Source organism: Cellulomonas sp. (genome assembly GCF_017744555.1).
GTDB lineage: Bacteria > Actinomycetota > Actinomycetes > Actinomycetales > Cellulomonadaceae > Cellulomonas.
The window spans coordinates 1-17420 of record NZ_JAGIBD010000001.1; the positions used below are offsets into that span (position 1 = coordinate 1).

Consider the following 17420-nt stretch of genomic DNA (forward strand, 5'->3'; position numbering starts at 1 on the left):
GCCTCGACTACGCGGAGAAGTATCGCAACCTGCCGTTCGTGGGCACGCTCGCGCCTCACGTCTACGGGGCGTGAGGCCCGTCGCCGGGGGGCAGGGCGGGCTCTGCCCTCGGTGAACATCGTCGGGAACGTCCAGGAACACCGTGTAACTTCGATGGCCAGAACCCTGCGACCGGAGGATGAGGGGCCTGGCCCCGATCGCCCATGAACCTCAAGCGTCTAGTCCGTGGTCCCTTCCTGTGGATCGCCGTCGCCGTCGTGCTCCTGTGGATCGGGGCGAGCGCGCTGACCTCCCCGAAGGTCAGCCACATCGACACGTCCGACGGCCTCTCCCTCCTCGCGGACGGCAAGGTCGAGCAGGCCAAGATCACCGAGGGCGAGCAGCGGGTCGACCTGACGCTGACGGACGACTTCGTCAAGGACAAGGACAACTTCGGCAAGCTCGTCCAGTTCAACTACGTCGAGCCGCAGGGCCCGTCGGTCGTGCAGGCCGTCGCCGACGCCGACCCGCCCAAGGGCTTCGACTCGTCGGTGCCGCAGACGGCCTGGTGGTCGAGCCTGCTGAGCCTCGTGCTCCCGTTCATCATCATCCTGGGCATCTTCTGGTTCCTCATGTCGTCCATGCAGGGCGGCGGCTCGCGCGTCATGAGCTTCGGCAAGTCGCGCGCCAAGCTGGTCAGCAAGGAGTCGCCGCAGGTCACGTTCGCCGACGTCGCGGGCGTCGACGAGGCGGTCGAGGAGCTCCAGGAGATCAAGGAGTTCCTCTCCGAGCCGGCCAAGTTCCAGGCCGTCGGCGCCAAGATCCCCAAGGGCGTGCTGCTGTACGGCCCTCCCGGAACGGGCAAGACGCTCATCGCCCGCGCGGTCGCCGGCGAGGCGGGCGTGCCGTTCTACTCGATCTCCGGCTCGGACTTCGTCGAGATGTTCGTCGGCGTCGGCGCGAGCCGCGTCCGTGACCTGTTCGAGCAGGCCAAGCAGAACGCGCCGGCCATCATCTTCGTCGACGAGATCGACGCGGTCGGCCGCCACCGTGGCGCGGGCCTGGGCGGCGGGCACGACGAGCGCGAGCAGACGCTCAACCAGATGCTCGTCGAGATGGACGGCTTCGACGTCAAGACCAATGTCATCATGATCGCGGCGACCAACCGCCCCGACATCCTCGACCCCGCGCTGCTGCGTCCCGGCCGCTTCGACCGCCAGGTCGCCGTGGAGCCGCCCGACCTCAAGGGCCGCGAGAAGATCCTGCAGGTGCACGCGCAGGGCAAGCCGATGGCGCCGCACGTCGACCTGGTCGGTGTCGCACGCCGCACGCCCGGGTTCACCGGCGCGGACCTGGCGAACGTGCTCAACGAGGCCGCGCTGCTCACCGCGCGCCAGAACGCGCAGATCATCGACGACAAGATGCTCGACGAGGCCATCGACCGCGTGATCGCCGGCCCGCAGAAGCGCACGCGCGTCATGAACATCAAGGAGCAGAAGATCACCGCGTACCACGAGGGCGGCCACGCCCTGGTGGCGGCGGCCCTGCGGTACACCGACCCGGTGACGAAGGTGACGATCCTGCCGCGCGGCCGCGCCCTCGGCTACACGATGGTCATGCCGACCGAGGACAAGTACTCGACGACCCGCAACGAGCTGCTCGACACGCTCGCCTACGCGATGGGCGGCCGGGTCGCCGAGGAGCTCGTGTTCCACGACCCGACCACGGGTGCGAGCAACGACATCGAGAAGGCCACCGCCACGGCCCGCAAGATGGTCACGCAGTTCGGCATGAGCAGCCGGCTCGGCGCGATCCGGTTCGGCCAGGCGGACGGCGAGGTGTTCCTCGGCCGCGACGTGGGCCACCAGCGCGACTACTCCGAGGACGTCGCGGGGTCGATCGACCTCGAGGTGCGGGCGCTGATCGAGCACGCGCACGACGAGGCGTGGGAGATCCTCGTCGAGTACCGCGACGTGCTGGACCACCTGGTGCTCGAGCTCCTCGAGAAGGAGACGCTCAACGCGCAGGAGCTGGCCGAGATCTTCGCGCCGGTCGTCAAGCGCGAGGCCCGCCAGGTGTGGCTGTCGAGCGACCAGCGCAACGTCTCGGAGCGTCCGCCGGTGCTGACGCCCGCCGAGAAGGCCGAGCTGAACGGCCACGAGGTGATCCCCGAGGACGAGGCCGCCGTGGCGTTCGGCCACCCGAGCGAGCACATCGTGCAGGTGCCCCCGTCGCAGACCCCCGACGCGAAGGCCTGAGCCGATGACGAGCACCGACGGCCACCGGACCGCGCTCGGACCGGTGTCGGCGCCGGACGGCGCGGTCGGCGCGTACGACCAGGAGCGGGTCGAGCGGGCGATCCGTGAGCTGCTGCTCGCGGTCGGCGAGGACCCGGACCGCGAGGGCCTGCGCGAGACGCCGGCCCGGGTCGCCCGGTCGTACCGCGAGATCTTCGCCGGGCTCTACCAGGAGCCCAAGGACGTCCTCACCACCACGTTCGACCTCGGTCACGAGGAGATGGTGCTGGTCAAGGACATCGAGGTGTACTCGACGTGCGAGCACCACCTCGTGCCGTTCCACGGCGTCGCGCACGTCGGGTACATCCCGGGTGCCGACGGCCGGATCACGGGTCTGAGCAAGCTCGCGCGCCTCGTCGACGTGTACGCCCGGCGCCCGCAGGTGCAGGAGCGGCTCACGTCGCAGATCGCCGACGCGCTCGTGGAGGGCCTCGCGCCCCGCGGGGTGCTCGTCGTCGTCGAGTGCGAGCACCTGTGCATGTCGATGCGCGGCGTGCGCAAGCCGGGCTCGCGGACCGTGACGTCGGCCGTGCGCGGGCAGATGCGCGACGTGGCGACGCGCGCCGAGGCCATGAGCCTCGTCCTGGGCCGCTGACGACCGCCCCCGAGACGGCGTCCACACCCTAGGCTCGCACCGTGATCCCCAGCGACGCCGTCGCAGCGCCGGCCGGACCGGCAGCCCTGCCGGAGCCGCTGCGTGCACCGGGCCGGACGCTCGTCATGGGCGTGGTCAACGTGACCCCCGACTCGTTCTCGGACGGCGGCCGCTGGTTCACGCCCGACGCCGCCGTCGCGCACGGCCTGGAGCTGCTCGCGCAGGGCGCGGACCTGCTCGACGTCGGCGGCGAGTCGACGCGTCCCGGTGCGCGCCGGGTGCCCGTGGAGGACGAGCTCGCGCGGGTGCTGCCCGTGGTCCAGCGGCTGACGGCGGCCGGAGCGGCGGTCAGCGTCGACACGACACGGGCGGTCGTGGCGCAGGCCGCGGTGGACGCGGGCGCCGTGCTGGTCAACGACGTCTCGGGCGGGCTCGCCGACGACGCGATGGCCGGTGTGGTGGCGCGCACGGGTGCCGCGTACGTGGCGATGCACTGGCGCGGGCACGCGGACGTCATGGACGAGCTGGACGACTACGGCGACGTGGTCGGCGACGTGCGACGCGAGCTGGCCGACCGCGTCGCGGTGCTGCGTGCGGCGGGAGTCCGCGACGACCAGGTGGTGCTCGACCCGGGCCTCGGGTTCGCCAAGCCGGGCGCGAGCAACTGGCCGCTGCTGGCCCGGCTGCCCGAGCTCGTCGGGGACGGCTTCCCGGTGCTCGTGGGTGCGAGCCGCAAGCGGTTCCTCGGCCACCTGCTCGCACGTCCCGACGGCGAGCCGGCCCCGCCGCTGGCCCGGGACCGGGCGACCGCGGCGGTGACCGCGCTGGCCGCGGCGGCGGGAGCGTGGTGCGTGCGGGTGCACGAGGTGACAGGCTCGGCCGACGCGGTCCGGGTGGCCGCCGCGTGGCGGGCCGCGGGCGCGGGACGGACGGACGCGCGGGCGGGGACGGACGCGCGGGCGGGGACGGACGCGCGGGCGGGGACGGACGCGCGGGTGCCGGCGGACCTGCGGGTGCCGGCCGACGTGCGGGTGCCGGCGGACGTGCGGGTGCCGGCGGATGCGCCGGACGACCAGGAGATGCCGGTCGACGAGGACGCGACGGCAGGACGGAGCGGGACGTGACGTTGTACGACGAGGCGCGGGGTGTCGCGTTCGACGCGAGCGGCCGCCGGCTGGACCAGATCCGGCTGAGCGGCATCTCCGCGACCGGGTACCACGGCGTGTTCGAGCACGAGCGCCGCGACGGGCAGACGTTCGTCGCCGACGTCGTCGTCCACCTCGACACGCGCCGTGCCGCGGCGGGTGACGACCTGGAGCACACGCTGCACTATGGCGAGCTCGCGGAGCAGGTGGCCGCCGTGCTCGCGGGCGACCCGGTGGACCTCATCGAGACGGTCGCCGAGCGCATCGCCGCGACCGTGCTGGCCCACGGGATCGTGCAGGCCGTCGACGTCGCCGTGCACAAGCCCCAGGCGCCGATCCAGGTGCCGTTCGGCGACGTGGTCGTCGCGATCCACCGCGACCGGTCCAAGCTGCCCGCGGCCGAACCGTACGTCGCGCGTGCGGCCACGGGCGCCTCGTCGCGGCCCGTCCCGAACCCGACCGCGACGTTCCCGATCACGGCCGACAGCCCGTCGACCGGGTCGCCGGCCGTCGGTCCGGTGCTCCCGGGGCCGGGGCCGCTGCCGCCGTCGGGGCCGATGACGGTCGGGCCGGCGCCGTCGGGCGTCCTCGCCGGCGGCCTGGCGGGCGAGCCGGCGGGCGAGCCGGCGGGCGGGCCGACGGGGGGACCGGTGGGCGGCGCGGTGGGCGCACCCCGCGGTGGGTTCGGCGGTCCGGACGTCGAGAGCCCTGCGACCGGGGTGGCGGCGGGCACCGAGGTGGCGGCCTGGAACGCGCCACCGCCGCCTGCGCCGCTCGGCACCGGTCCGGACGCGGACGACGACGTGGTCGAGGGCGAGGTCCTCACCGACGCGCTCGACACGCCCCCGACGAGCCCGGTCGACGTCGTCCTCGCCATCGGCGCGAACATCGGGGCCGCGCAGGACACCCTCCGTCAGGCCGTGTCGGACCTCGCGGGGACACCCGGCGTGGAGGTCGTCGACGTCTCGCCGCTGGCCCGGACCGCCCCCGTCGGCGGCCCGGAGCAGCCTGACTTCCTCAACGCGGTCGTGCTCGCCCGCACCACGCTGTCACCGCGCGACCTGCTGCGCGCCACGCAGGCCGTCGAGCAGGCGCACGGACGTGAGCGTCACGAGCACTGGGGTCCGCGGACGCTCGACGTCGACATCGTCGTCTACGGCACGGTGCTCGCGACGTCCGACGACCTGGAGCTGCCGCACCCCCGCGCGCACGAGCGGGCGTTCGTGCTGCAGCCATGGGCGCAGGTCGACCCGGACGCGTTCCTGCCGGGGCTCGGCGGCGGACCCGTGGCGGCGCTCGCCGCGACGGCCCCTGACCGTGACGGCGTCCGCTGGCTCGCGCTCGACTGGCTGACCGCCGCGGTGCCCGCCGCGAACCCGGCGCCGCCCGCCGCCCCGGACCAGGCCGAGCCGGGGGCCGTGCCGCCCGCTCCCGCCCCGTGATGCAGCGGACCCGCTGGCAGACGCTCCTGCTCCTCGCGGCCGGTGTCGCGGCGGGGACGTGGGCCGTCGTCGGCACGCTCGTCGGGCGCGGCACGACCCCGCCGACCGTTCCCGTGCTCGTGGTGGCCGTCGAGGTGGTCATCGCCGCCGTCGTGTTCGTGCTCGGGTGGGCGGTGCGGCAGTTCCTCCGGGGCAAGCGCCCGTCGCTTGACCCGCTGCGGGCGGCCCGGACCGCGATGCTCGCGAAGGCCGCGTGCTACACGGGTGCGCTGCTGCTCGGCTGGTACGCGGGGCAGGTGCTCGCGGTGCTGGGCCGGCTCGAGATCCCCGCGAACGGGCAGCGTGCCGTCGCCGCCGGGATCGCGGGTGCCGGTGCGCTGCTGCTCGCCGTCGTGGGGCTGGTCGTCGAGGGGTTCTGCCGGATCCCGCCGCCCGAGGGCGACGCCAAGGTCCCGCAGCAGGACGTGAACCCGGACCCCAGCGTGGGCTGAGCCGGTGGGTCGGCGACACCCTGGACACCGCGCGCGACGGTCGCGGCCCTGCTCATGAGGGGGACCACGGGCCTGCCGTCCACGGGCCCCGCCGGTGCGAGGATGTGGGGCATGACCTCCGACGCCACCGCGCCCACGGCCGACGGCACCCGCGACCCGTTCGCCCCGCTCGACGTCTCGTGGACCCCGGTCTCGACCAGGCTGGCTCGCGCGCGGCTCACGGTGCTGGCGCTGTGGTTCGGGCCGCTCGTGGTCGCCGGTGCCGTGGTGGCCGTCGCGACCGGTGAGGCATGGGTGTGGGTGTGGCCGGCCGTGACGGCGGCGCTCGCGGCGTGGCAGTCGTGGCTGATCCCGCGGCAGGTGCGCGCCATGGCGTACGCCGAACGGGCCGACGACCTGCTGATCCGGCGCGGCATCCTGTTCCGCAGCCTGGTCGTGGTGCCGTACGGGCGGATGCAGTACGTCGACGTGACGGCGGGTCCGCTCGCGCGGCGGTTCCGCATCGCGTCCGTGCAGCTGCACACGGCCTCGCCGGGCACGGGCGCGTCGATCGAGGGTCTGCCGCCGCAGGAGGCCGCCCGGCTGCGTGACCGGCTCGCGTCCCGCGGCGAGTCGCGGCTGGCGGGCCTGTGAGCCGCAGCACCCCGCAGGGGGAGCAGGACGTGGTGGACGAGAGCGTGCCGCCCGGCGCGTGGCGTCGCATGCACCCCGTCACGCCTGCGCTCCGGGGCTGGAAGATCTTCGTCGGTGTGCTGCTGGTCGCCGGCTACCAGCTCATGGACAACCTGCAGCAGGCGTCGAGCCTGCTGCAGGGCAAGGGCTGGCTGATCGCGGTCGGCGTCCTCGCGGTCGTCGCCGTGGTCGGGTTCGGGTACTCGGCGGTCGCGTGGCGCATGACGCGGTTCGCGGTGACGGACGACGCCGTCCACCTGCAGACGGGCATCCTGTTCCGGCAGCAGCGGCAGGCGCGGCTCGACCGGCTGCAGGCCGTCGACGTGGTGCAGCCGCTCCTGGCCCGGCTCGTCGGGCTGTCCGAGCTCAAGCTCGAGGTCGCGGGCGGCAGCGGGTCGGCCGTGTCGCTCGCGTTCCTGCGGGAGGCGGAGGCCGACGTCCTGCGTGCCGAGCTGCTGGCGCTCGCGGCGGGCCTGCGCCGTCCGGCGGCCGCGCCCGCCGCCGTCCCCACGCCGGGGGTCGACGCGGCGGCCGAGCCGACGGCACCCGGCACCGGACCCGCGCCCGCCGTGGCCGCCCCGCCCGTCGTGTTCGCCGCGGCACCCGAGCACCAGGTGTACGAGGTGCCGATGCCGCGCCTGGTGCTGAGCACCATCCAGTCGTCGGCGACCGTCGGGTTCGTCATCGCGGTCGGGGCCGCCGTCGTCACGGCCGTCCTGTCGCGCGAGGTCGGCGCGGCGTTCTTCGTCGTCCCGATGATCTTCGGCATCGGCGGCTTCCTGTGGTCACGCATCAACCAGGGCGCGAGCTTCCGCGCGGCGACGTCGCCCGACGGCATCCGGCTGCGGCACGGGTTCACCGAGGCGCGCGCGCAGACGGTCCCGCCGGGGCGTGTGCAGGCGATCCGGATCAGCCAGGGGCTGTGGTGGCGCTGGTCGGGGTGGTGGCGCATCGAGATCAACGTGGCCGGGTACGCGATCGGCAAGGAGCAGCAGCAGGACACCGTGCTCCACCCCGTCGCGACGCAGGACGAGGTCATGACGGCCGTCTGGCTCGTGCTGCCCGACCTGGGCGTCGCCGACGTGCGGCCCGTGTACGACGCCGCGCTGCGGGGGACGGGCGACGACGGCGGCTTCACGCCCGCACCGCGGTCGGCCCGCTGGGTCGACCCGATCGGCTGGCGGCGGCACGGCGTGCTCGTGACGCAGCGGGCGCTCATCACCCGGTCCGGTCGGCTGCGGCGGCAGGTCGACATCGTGCCGCACGAGCGGACGCAGTCCCTCGGTCTGGAGCAGGGGCCGCTGCAGCGGCGGCTCGGTCTCGCGTCGTTCGTCGTGCACTCCACGCCCGGACCCGTGCAGCCGTCGGTCGCGCACCTCGCCGCGCCGGTGGCGGCCGCGCTGCTCGACGAGCAGGCCGAGCGCGCCCGCACCGCGCGCGCCGGCGACCGGTCGGAGCAGTGGATGCGGCAGCACGTCGACGTCGTCGCCCCGACCCCGGCGCCGACCGACGCGGCGAGTCCCCGCACCATGCACAGTCCCCCGGACCCGGTCGCATGAGCGTCGAGCAGCCCCCGGGCGCCGGACCGTCCTCCCGCCCGGGGCGCCTCGGCGTGGGTGTCGTCGGTGCGGGCCGGGTCGGCGCGGTGCTCGGCAGCGCGCTGCGCGGCGCCGGTCACCCGGTGGTCGCGGTGAGCGCGGTGTCGGAGGCCTCCCGGGAGCGCGCCGAGGCGCTGCTGCCCGGGGTGCCGGTCCTCGACGTCCCCGAGGTGGTCCGCCGGGCCGAGCTCGTGCTGCTCGCGGTGCCGGACGACGCGCTGCCGGGGCTCGTCGCGGGCCTCGCGGAGGTCGGTGCGTGGCAGGCCGGGCAGATCGCGGTGCACACGTCGGGCCGGTTCGGCGCGGACGTGCTGGGGCCCGCGCGGGCGGTGGGCGTGATCCCGCTCGCGGTGCACCCGGCGATGACGTTCACGGGCACGTCGCTCGACCTGGCCCGGCTCGCGGGCTGCTCGTTCGCGGTGACGGGGCCCGCGCCGGTCCTGCCGATCGGGCAGGCGCTCGTGGTCGAGATCGGCGGTGAGCCCGTCGTGCTGCCGGAGGGCTCGCGCGGGCTGTACCACGCGGCCCTCGCGCACGGTGCGAACCACCTGGTGGTGCTCGTCGCGCAGGCCGCAGAGGCGCTCGCGGCGGCCGGGGTCGCCGACCCGGGCCGGATGCTCGGACCGCTGCTGGAGGCCGCGCTCGATGGTGCCCTGCGCGCCGAGCAGCCGGGCGACGCGGGCCAGCGCGGGCCGGGCGCGATCACGGCGCTGACCGGTCCGGTGCGGCGGGGTGACGCAGGCACGGTCCGGGAGCACGCCGAGGCGTTGACCACGTTCGCCGCCTCGAGCGGGGCGGTCGACGTGCCCGCGGGGTACCGTGCCCTGGCGCGCGCGGCCACGCAGCGCGCGCTCGCGGCGGGGCTCATCGCCCCGGCGCAGGCCACCGACCTGCTGGACGCGGTCGCGGGCATGACGCGGGGCGCCGGATCGTTGCAGTCGGAAGACGACCAGCCACCCGGCGCGGACGACGGGCCGCAGGGCCCGCAGGAGGATGCATGAACGGGACGCCGACGCTCGTGCGCACGCGCGCCGAGCTCGAGGCCGCGCTGAACCACCCCGACGGGTCGCACGGTGCTGGTCGTCGTGCCGTCGTCATGACGATGGGCGCGCTGCACGCGGGCCACCTGTCGCTCGTGGAGCAGGCGCGGGCGCTCGCGGACACCGTGGTCGTGACGATCTTCGTCAACCCGCTGCAGTTCGCGCCGACCGAGGACCTCTCGCGCTACCCGCGTGACCTCGACGGCGACGTCCGCCTGCTCACGGCCCCCGGGCTGCTGCGCGAGGGCGACGTGGTGTTCGCGCCGACCCCCGACGTCGTCTACCCGGACGGCGACCCGGTGGTGCGGGTGTCCGCCGGGGCGATCGGGAACGTGCTGGAGGGCGCGGCGCGGCCGGGCCACCTCGACGGCGTCCTCACGGTCGTCCTCAAGCTCATGCACCTGACGCGGCCCGATGTCGCGCTGTACGGCGAGAAGGACGCGCAGCAGCTCGCCGCGATCCGCCGCATGGTGCACGACCTCGACGTGCCCGTGGAGGTGGTCGGCGCGCCGCTCGTGCGGGACGCCGACGGCCTGGCCCTGTCGAGCCGCAACGCCTACCTGAGCGCCGACGAGCGCGAGCGGGCGCTCGGCCTGTCCCGCGCGCTGCGCGCCGGCGTCGAGCGGGCCGCCGAGGGCGCGTCCGCGGACGACGTCCGTGCGGCGGCCGGTGCCGAGCTCGCCGCGTCGGGCGTGGACGACGTGGACTACGTCGCGCTCGTCGACCCGTCGACCTTCGCCGACGTGCCGGACGACGGCTACGGCGACGCGCTGCTGCTGCTGGCCGCCCGGGTCGGCACGACACGCCTCATCGACAACACCGCACTCACGCTCGCGCCGTCGCCAGGCGCGGGTGCCCGCACGGCCCCGGAAGGAGCCCGCGCATGACGACCCTGCAGCGGACCATGATGACCGGCAAGATCCACCGCGCCACGGTGACCCAGGCCGACCTGCACTACGTCGGGTCGATCACGGTCGACGCGGACCTGCTCGCGGCGGCGGACCTGCTGCCCGGTCAGCAGGTCGACGTCGTGGACGTGACGAACGGCTCCCGGCTGACCACGTACGCGATCGCGGGCGAGGCCGGCTCGGGTCAGGTGTGCATCAACGGTGCCGCGGCGCACCTCGTGCACCCGGGCGACGTCGTCATCCTCATCGCGTACGGGCTGATGTCCGACGCGGAGGCCCGGACGTACTCGCCGCACGTCGTGCTCGTCGACGCGGACAACAAGATCGTCGACCTGAGCGAGGACCCCGGGCAGGTGCCGGACGACTGGACGACGCAGTCCGGCCTGATGCCGAGCGGTGTGCCGTTCGCCGAGGGACGCGACCTCGTCGAGCACCCGCACGACCTGCACCTGCAGCAGCGGTGACGGCGACGACGAGCACGGCGGCCGACCCGGGCGCGGCCGTCCGGGTGCCCGGCGGCACGACGCGGCTCGCGACCCGCCTCGCCGCCCCCGAGCCCGGCTGGACGATCGAGGTCGACGCGATCGTCGTCGGCTCGGGCATCGCCGGCCTGACGGCGGCCCTCGAGCTGCGCACGCGCGTCCCGCGCGTCCTGCTCGTCACGAAGGACACGCTCGTGTCCGGCTCGACGGTGTGGGCGCAGGGTGGCATCGCCGCGGCGCTCGACCCGACGGACTCGCCCGCGGCGCACCTGCAGGACACGCTCGTCGCGGGCGTGGGCCTGTGCGACCCGCGCGCGGTCGAGGTGCTCGTGACGGAGGGCCCGGCGCGCGTGCGCGAGCTCGTCGCGCGGGGCGCCCGGTTCGACCGGTCGCCCGACGGCGAGATCTCGCTGACCCGGGAGGGCGGCCACCACGCGGACCGGATCGTGCACGCGGGCGGCGACGCGACGGGCGCCGAGGTGTCGCGGGCGCTCGTCGCGCAGATCGAGGCGGTGCGTGACGACCCGGGCATCGAGGTCGTCGAGCACGCGCTCGTCCTGGACGTGCTGACCGGCCCGCCCGGACCCGACGGCCGCCCCGGTGCCGCGTGCGGCGTCACGCTGCACGTGATCGGCGAGGGGCAGCGCGACGGCGTCGGCGCGGCGCTCGCCAAGGCGGTCGTGCTCGCGACGGGCGGCATCGGTCAGGTGTTCCGCTCGTCGACGAACCCGGCGCAGGCGACGGGTGACGGCATCGCCGCGGCGCTGCGGGCGGGCGCCGCGCTGGGGGACGTGGAGTTCGTGCAGTTCCACCCGACCGTCCTGTGGGCGGGCTCGGGTGCGCGCGGCCAGCTCACGCTCGTGTCGGAGGCCGTGCGCGGCGAGGGCGCGATCCTGCTCGACACGGACGGCGTGCGGTTCATGCCCGCCGTGCACCCGATGGCCGAGCTCGCGCCCCGGGACGTCGTCGCGCACGCGATCGTCGCGCAGATGGCCGCCACGGGGTCCGAGCACGTGTGGCTCGACGCACGGCACCTCGGCGCGGACTTCCTGCGCACGCGGTTCCCGACCATCCACGAGCGCCTGCTCGAGCACGGCATCGACCTGACGACCGACCTCGTGCCCGTCGCCCCGGCCCAGCACTACCACTCGGGCGGGGTCGTGACCGACCTCGTCGGGCGGTCGTCGGTGCGCGGGCTGTACGCCGTCGGCGAGGTCGCGTGCACGGGCGTGCACGGCGCGAACCGGCTCGCGTCGAACTCGTTGCTCGAGGGCCTGGTGTTCGCGCACCGGGCGGCCCGGCACATCGCGTCCCAGGTGCAGTCGGGCGTGCTGCGGCAGTCGTCGCCCGAGCAGCGCCCCGGCGACGAGGCGCTCGTCGCGGCCGCGTCCCGCGCGCGCGTGCAGCGGATCGCGTCCGACGGGCCGGGCGTGCTGCGGTCGGGCGACGGGCTGCGGCGGGCAGGTGCCGCCCTGGCGGCGGTCCCGACGGACGCGCACGAGCGGCTCGACGACGGCCGGCTGCTCGCGCACCCGCAGGTCGCCGAGTGGGAGACGACCAACGTGCACGCGGTCGCGACCGTGCTCACGACCACGGCGCTCGAGCGCGAGGAGAGCCGCGGCGGGCACGCCCGGTCCGACTTCCCGGCGACCGACCCGGACTGGCAGGTGCGGATCGAGGTCGCGCTCGATCCGGACGGGACCGTGACGACCCGCCGGTCGGAGTCGACGCTCCGTTAGGCGCGCGGCGGCTCACGAAGTGGCGTCCATGCCACGGACCACCGCTCGCGGGATCCGGCTGACGCGGGGACGTCAGCATGTGCGCGCTCACATCGGCGTCGCCGATACTTGAAAGCCGCGTTCTGCAAGTTTCGAACGAAACGTGCATTGCGGGTGATCCACCACGATGCGTACCTTGGTCACGCCTCAGCATGGATCTGCGCAAAGGAGCGTCGGATGAAGCGACCTCGGGTCGTCGAAAGTATCGGAGTCGGCATCTCAGCGGCAGCGCTGGCCATCGCCCCCATCGCCGGTGTCGCGCTTGCGGCTCCCGCCTCGGCAGCCGACACCGTCGTCCTCAGCAACGACTTCGAGGACGGCACCTACACCCCGTGGGGCCCGCGCGGCCCGGTGACCCTCGCGGTCACGGACACCGACGCGCACGCGGGGACGCACAGCCTCTCGGTCACCGGCCGCACCGGTGACTGGAACGGCGCCGCCACGAGCGTCGCCACCCTCTTCCAGGCGGGTACCCCGTACACGGTCGAGGCGTGGGTCAAGCTCGCGCCGGGCACCACGGGCTCGTCGGGCATGCACTTCACGGTGCAGGAGACGTCGGCCGCGGGTGACGCGTACACGTGGGTCGGCGGCGCCGTCACCACGACCGCCGACGGCTGGGTCAAGATCGGCGGCACGTACACCAAGCCCGCCGCGGCCACGGCCGCGACCCTCTACATCGAGGCGGCCAACATCGACAGCACCTCGCCGAGCTACCTCGTGGACGACATCTCGATCACGGGCGCGGAGGTCCCGCCGCCCGACACGTCGGTCGTCCCGGGCGGGGCGGTCGACCCGGTGCTGACCCCGTCGGTCGCCGCGCGCGGCACGGGCAACGTCGCGGCGCTCACGTTCGACGACGGCCCCAACGGCGAGACGACGACGCAGCTGCTGGACTACCTGCAGGCCAACGGGCTGCACGCGACGTTCTGCGTGATCGGCCAGAACATCCAGGCCAGCGGCGGCGCGGACATCCTCAAGCGGATCGTCAGCGACGGGCACACCCTGTGCAACCACTCGACGGACTACGCCGACATGGGCGGCCTGACGCTCGAGCAGGCGCAGGACAAGATGAAGCAGAACCTCGCGATCATCCGCGACGCGCTCGGCGACCCGAACGCCCAGGTGCCGTTCTTCCGGGCGCCCAACGGCAGCTGGGGCTCGAACGTCGCGGCCGCGGCCGTCTCGCTCGGCATGCAGCCTCTCGGCGTCACGAACACGATCTCCGACTGGGAGACGCAGGACGTCGACACCCTCACCGCGAACCTGCGCACGGCGATGAAGCCCGGCCAGATCGTGCTCACGCACGACGGCGGCGGTGACCGGTCCGGCACGCTGGCGGCCGTCAAGACGGTCGTGAGCGAGCGGCTCGCGCTCGGCTGGCAGTTCAGCCTGCCGGTCGGTGGCCCCGCGGACGACGGCGGCTCGTCGGGCGTCTCGGCCCTGTCCAACGACTTCGAGACGGACCTCGGCGCGTGGGGTGCCCGCGGTGACGGGACCAACCCCGTCGTCAGCCTCAGCACCACCGAGGCGCACGGCGGCACGCAGTCCGCGAGCGTCGCGGACCGCACGCAGGGCTGGCACGGCCTCGGCGCGTCGGTGACCGGCGTCTTCGCGACGGGCCGCACGTACAACATCTCGGCGTGGGTCAAGCTCCCCGACGGCACCGCCGACCCGGCGGACGTGCGCCTGAGCATCCAGCGCGACAACGCGGGCACGTCGTCGTACGACACGATCGCCACGGCCACGGGCGTCACGTCCGGTGCGTGGGTGCAGATCAGCGCGCAGTACACGATGGCCGCGGCCGAGACGGCGCTGCTGTACTTCGAGACCGCGTCGGGCACGTCGTCGTTCCTCGTCGACGACGTCGTGGTGACGGGCAACACGGCGCCGCCGGTGCAGACGGGCATCCCGTCGCTGCAGGACGTGGTGCCGTGGCCGCTCGGTGTCGCGATCGACAGCCGCGAGACCACCGGCACGGGCGAGACGCTGGTCAGCAAGCACTACGACCAGATCACCGCCGAGAACGACATGAAGCCGGAGGAGATCCAGCCGACCGAGGGCACGTTCACGTTCGGTGACGCCGACGCGCTCGTCGACTACGCGATCGCCCACGGTGACCGCGTGCACGGCCACACGCTCGTGTGGCACAGCCAGACGCCGGCGTGGTTCTTCGAGCACACCGACGGCACGCCGCTCACGGACAGCGCGGACGACCAGGCCCTGCTGCTCCAGCGGATGAAGACGCACATCGACACCGTCGCCGAGCACTTCCGCGAGAAGTACGGCGAGTACGGCACGGCCGGCAACCCGATCGTGTCGTTCGACGTGGTCAACGAGGTCATCGACGAGAGCCAGGCCGACGGCATGCGCCGCAGCCCGTGGTTCGACGTCCTCGGCAAGGACTTCGTCGCCAAGGCGTTCGAGTACGCGAGCCAGGCGTTCAACGGCGGCGACACCACCGACCCGGCGGTGAAGCTCTTCATCAACGACTACAACACCGAGCAGCCCGCCAAGCGGCAGGCGATGTTCACGCTCCTGCAGGACCTGATCGCCCAGGGCGTCCCGGTGGACGGCGTCGGCAACCAGTTCCACCTGAGCCTGTCGACGTCGATCTCCAGCCTGAAGGAGACGCTCGACCTGTTCGGCACGCTGCCGATCCTGCAGAACGTCAGCGAGTTGGACGTCGTGGTCGACGGGACGATCACGCAGAACAAGCTCGTGCAGCAGGGGTACTACTACAAGGACCTGTTCGACCTGCTGCGCACCTACCCCGACCTGTTCGCGGTGACGATCTGGGGTCCGTACGACTCCCGCTCGTGGCGCAGCGAGGGCCGGCCGCTGCCGTTCGACGGCGACCTGCAGGCCAAGCCGGCCTACTGGGGCATCGCCGACCCGTCGCAGCTGCCGGCGCTCACGCTGTCCGCGCTCGCGCACGCCGGTGACCCGGCGGGCCCGGACGCGCACGACTGGGCGCTGCTGCCGAACACGCAGATCGGTACGACCGCGTCGGGCTTCCAGGTCCGCTGGTCGGCCGACCACCTGACGGCGTTCGTGCACGTCGCCGACGCCACGAACGACGGTGCCGCCGACAAGGTCGACCTGTTCACGGCCGGTGGCACGAAGGTCACGGTCGACCGGACCGGGGCCGGCGGCGTGGTCGCGGAGGTGGAGGGCGGCTACGACGTCGTCGCGACGCTCGCGGCCCCGGCCCTGACGCAGGGCGGCACCGCGCCGTTCGACGTCCGGACCACCGACGGCGCCACCGGCACGGTCGCGTCGTGGAACGACCTCACGCACCACCAGGAGGACGGCGCGCACCTCGGCTCGCTCGACCTCGTCGAGGCCGTCGGCTACGTGGCGGTCCCGAAGGTGGAGGCGGCGCCGGCGATCGACGGCGACGTCGACGCGGCGTGGGCCGACGCGCCGGTCGTGACGACGGAGACGCTCGTCGAGGGCGCGGCGGACGGTGCCACGGCGCAGGTCAAGGCGCTGTGGACGGACGACGCGCTGCACCTGCTGTTCGAGGTGACGGACCCGTCGCTCGACGCGGGCTCGAGCAACGCCTGGGAGCAGGACTCGGTCGAGACGTTCCTCGACCCGGTCAACGCGAAGAACGGCTCGTACCTGCCGGACGACGGCCAGTACCGGGTCAACTTCGAGAACTTCCAGTCCGTGAGCGGGGACCTGAACGTCATCGGGGACCGGCTGACGAGCGCGACGAAGGTCGTCGACGGCGGCTACGTCGTCGAGGAGTCCATCAAGTTCGGCCGCACCGCGGCCGTGGGCGACCTGACCGGCGTCGACTTCCAGGTCAACGACGGCACCGCGGGTGTCCGCACGTCGGTCCACTCGTGGACCGACCCGACGGGCCGCTCGTACCAGAACACGACCCGCTGGGGTGTCGCCGAGCTCGTCGGGCCGGTGGCTCCACCGCTCGCGGCGCCGCAGGTCACGCAGCAGCCGCAGTCGGTGTCCGGCGCGTTCGGCTCGGAGGTCACCCTCACGGCCGCCGCGTCCGGCTCGCCGACGCCGACGGTCCAGTGGCAGGTCCTGACGGACGGCTGGCTGTGGACGCACAAGTGGAAGGACGTGCCGGGCGCGACGAGCCCGAACCTCACGGTCACGCTCGACGCCAAGCACGACGGCGCGACCTACCGGGCGGTGTTCACGAACTCGGAGGGTTCGGCGACCACGGACAAGGCGACGGTCACCGTGGCGAAGGCCAAGCCGGTCGTCACGACGCAGCCGCAGTCCGTGAGCGGGGCGCTCGGCTCGACGGTGAAGCTCACCGCGGCGGCCTCCGGGTACCCGGTGCCGACGGTCCGGTGGGAGGAGCGTGCGGCGGGCTCGTCGAAGTGGCGGCCCGCGGCCGGGCACGGCGCCACGCTGTCGGTGAAGGTCAGCGCGAAGACCGACGGCACGCGGTACCGCGCGGTGTTCACCAACCGGCTGGGCTCGGCGACGACCGAGGCCGCGACCGTGACGGTGGCGCCCACTGCGCCGTCGATCACGTCGCAGCCGAAGGACGTGACCGCCAGGTCGGGCTCGACCGCGAAGTTCACGGTCGGCGTGACCGGGTACCCGGCACCGACGGTGCAGTGGTACCAGAAGGCGAAGGGTTCGTCGTCGTGGGCCAAGGTCCCCGGCGCCACGAGCACGACGCTCAGCGTCGCCGTGAAGCCGAGCAGTGACGGTACGCAGTACCGGGCCGTGGCGACGAGCTCGGCCGGTTCGGCGACCTCGTCGGCGGCGACCCTGGTGGTCAGGCGCAGCTGACCACCCCCGTCTGCGCCCCCGGGACCCGCACGGTCCCGGGGGCGCAGTGCTGTCCGGAGATCGCGTCCGTGTCGTCACCCGGTGGTGGACACGGCGCGCGACGCCGTGCGAGGCGAACGGGTGAATCGTGTGTCGGATTTCGGACGATTCTCGAAAGTGTCGGACGGAAGACCGATCAATCGCGCGGTCATCACCCGATACGTGCATTGTTTCCGCA

At 73.9% G+C, this 17420-nt stretch carries 12 protein-coding genes and 1 pseudogene; all 13 read left to right on the forward strand.

Features of this window, described 5'->3' with window-relative positions; translation table 11 throughout:
• Window positions 1-74, forward strand: a pseudogene (locus tag J7523_RS00005) (hypoxanthine phosphoribosyltransferase); the annotation flags it as partial.
• Between the two features lie 129 nt (window positions 75-203).
• Entirely contained in the window at window positions 204-2237 is a 2034-nt protein-coding gene (gene ftsH / locus J7523_RS00010) for an ATP-dependent zinc metalloprotease FtsH (protein WP_291880972.1), read from the forward strand.
• A 4-nt stretch (window positions 2238-2241) separates the two neighbouring features.
• Complete coding sequence (gene folE / locus J7523_RS00015) at window positions 2242-2871, forward strand: GTP cyclohydrolase I FolE (protein WP_291880973.1); 630 nt, start codon at window positions 2242-2244, stop codon at window positions 2869-2871.
• Between the two features lie 125 nt (window positions 2872-2996).
• Entirely contained in the window at window positions 2997-3995 is a 999-nt protein-coding gene (gene folP, locus J7523_RS00020; RefSeq protein ID WP_291881636.1) for a dihydropteroate synthase, read from the forward strand.
• The gene (gene folK, locus J7523_RS00025; RefSeq protein ID WP_291880975.1) at window positions 3992-5458 is read left to right on the forward strand and encodes a 2-amino-4-hydroxy-6-hydroxymethyldihydropteridine diphosphokinase; all 1467 of its coding nucleotides are present in this window, start codon (window positions 3992-3994) and stop codon (window positions 5456-5458) included. The genes folP and folK overlap by 4 nt, the downstream gene beginning before the upstream one ends.
• A complete protein-coding gene (locus J7523_RS00030; protein ID WP_291881637.1) occupies window positions 5458-5949 on the forward strand; it encodes a DUF3180 domain-containing protein in 492 nt (163 codons plus the stop codon). The genes folK and J7523_RS00030 overlap by 1 nt, the downstream gene beginning before the upstream one ends.
• A 111-nt stretch (window positions 5950-6060) precedes the next feature.
• Complete coding sequence (locus J7523_RS00035) at window positions 6061-6582, forward strand: PH domain-containing protein (RefSeq protein ID WP_291880976.1); 522 nt, start codon at window positions 6061-6063, stop codon at window positions 6580-6582.
• The gene (locus J7523_RS00040) at window positions 6579-8180 is read left to right on the forward strand and encodes a PH domain-containing protein (RefSeq protein ID WP_291880978.1); all 1602 of its coding nucleotides are present in this window, start codon (window positions 6579-6581) and stop codon (window positions 8178-8180) included. The genes J7523_RS00035 and J7523_RS00040 overlap by 4 nt, the downstream gene beginning before the upstream one ends.
• The gene (locus J7523_RS00045; protein ID WP_291880981.1) at window positions 8177-9220 is read left to right on the forward strand and encodes a DUF2520 domain-containing protein; all 1044 of its coding nucleotides are present in this window, start codon (window positions 8177-8179) and stop codon (window positions 9218-9220) included. Before J7523_RS00040 ends, J7523_RS00045 begins: the two co-directional genes overlap by 4 nt.
• Complete coding sequence (panC, locus tag J7523_RS00050; RefSeq protein ID WP_291880984.1) at window positions 9217-10146, forward strand: pantoate--beta-alanine ligase; 930 nt, start codon at window positions 9217-9219, stop codon at window positions 10144-10146. The genes J7523_RS00045 and panC overlap by 4 nt, the downstream gene beginning before the upstream one ends.
• Window positions 10143-10631 (forward strand): aspartate 1-decarboxylase, encoded by a 489-nt coding sequence (panD, locus tag J7523_RS00055; RefSeq protein ID WP_291880985.1) that lies wholly within the window; start codon window positions 10143-10145, stop codon window positions 10629-10631. The genes panC and panD overlap by 4 nt, the downstream gene beginning before the upstream one ends.
• A 44-nt stretch (window positions 10632-10675) precedes the next feature.
• Window positions 10676-12388, forward strand: a complete 1713-nt coding sequence (locus J7523_RS00060; RefSeq protein WP_291881639.1) for an L-aspartate oxidase — start codon at window positions 10676-10678, stop codon at window positions 12386-12388.
• Window positions 12389-12604: 216 nt separating this feature from the next.
• The gene (locus J7523_RS00065) at window positions 12605-17203 is read left to right on the forward strand and encodes an endo-1,4-beta-xylanase (RefSeq protein ID WP_291880987.1); all 4599 of its coding nucleotides are present in this window, start codon (window positions 12605-12607) and stop codon (window positions 17201-17203) included.
• Window positions 17204-17420: the final 217 nt, after the last annotated feature.

Bases quoted from the DNA above. Each gene is read 5' to 3' on its own strand.
- J7523_RS00035 (WP_291880976.1), top strand. From the start codon at position 6,061: ATGACCTCCGACGCCACCGCGCCCACGGCCGACGGCACCCGCGACCCG.
- J7523_RS00065 (WP_291880987.1), top strand. From the start codon at position 12,605: ATGAAGCGACCTCGGGTCGTCGAAAGTATCGGAGTCGGCATCTCAGCG.
- ftsH (WP_291880972.1), top strand. From the start codon at position 204: ATGAACCTCAAGCGTCTAGTCCGTGGTCCCTTCCTGTGGATCGCCGTC.
- folP (WP_291881636.1), top strand. From the start codon at position 2,997: ATGGGCGTGGTCAACGTGACCCCCGACTCGTTCTCGGACGGCGGCCGC.
- J7523_RS00030 (WP_291881637.1), top strand. From the start codon at position 5,458: ATGCAGCGGACCCGCTGGCAGACGCTCCTGCTCCTCGCGGCCGGTGTC.
- panC (WP_291880984.1), top strand. From the start codon at position 9,217: ATGAACGGGACGCCGACGCTCGTGCGCACGCGCGCCGAGCTCGAGGCC.
- panD (WP_291880985.1), top strand. From the start codon at position 10,143: ATGACGACCCTGCAGCGGACCATGATGACCGGCAAGATCCACCGCGCC.
- J7523_RS00045 (WP_291880981.1), top strand. From the start codon at position 8,177: ATGAGCGTCGAGCAGCCCCCGGGCGCCGGACCGTCCTCCCGCCCGGGG.
- folE (WP_291880973.1), top strand. From the start codon at position 2,242: ATGACGAGCACCGACGGCCACCGGACCGCGCTCGGACCGGTGTCGGCG.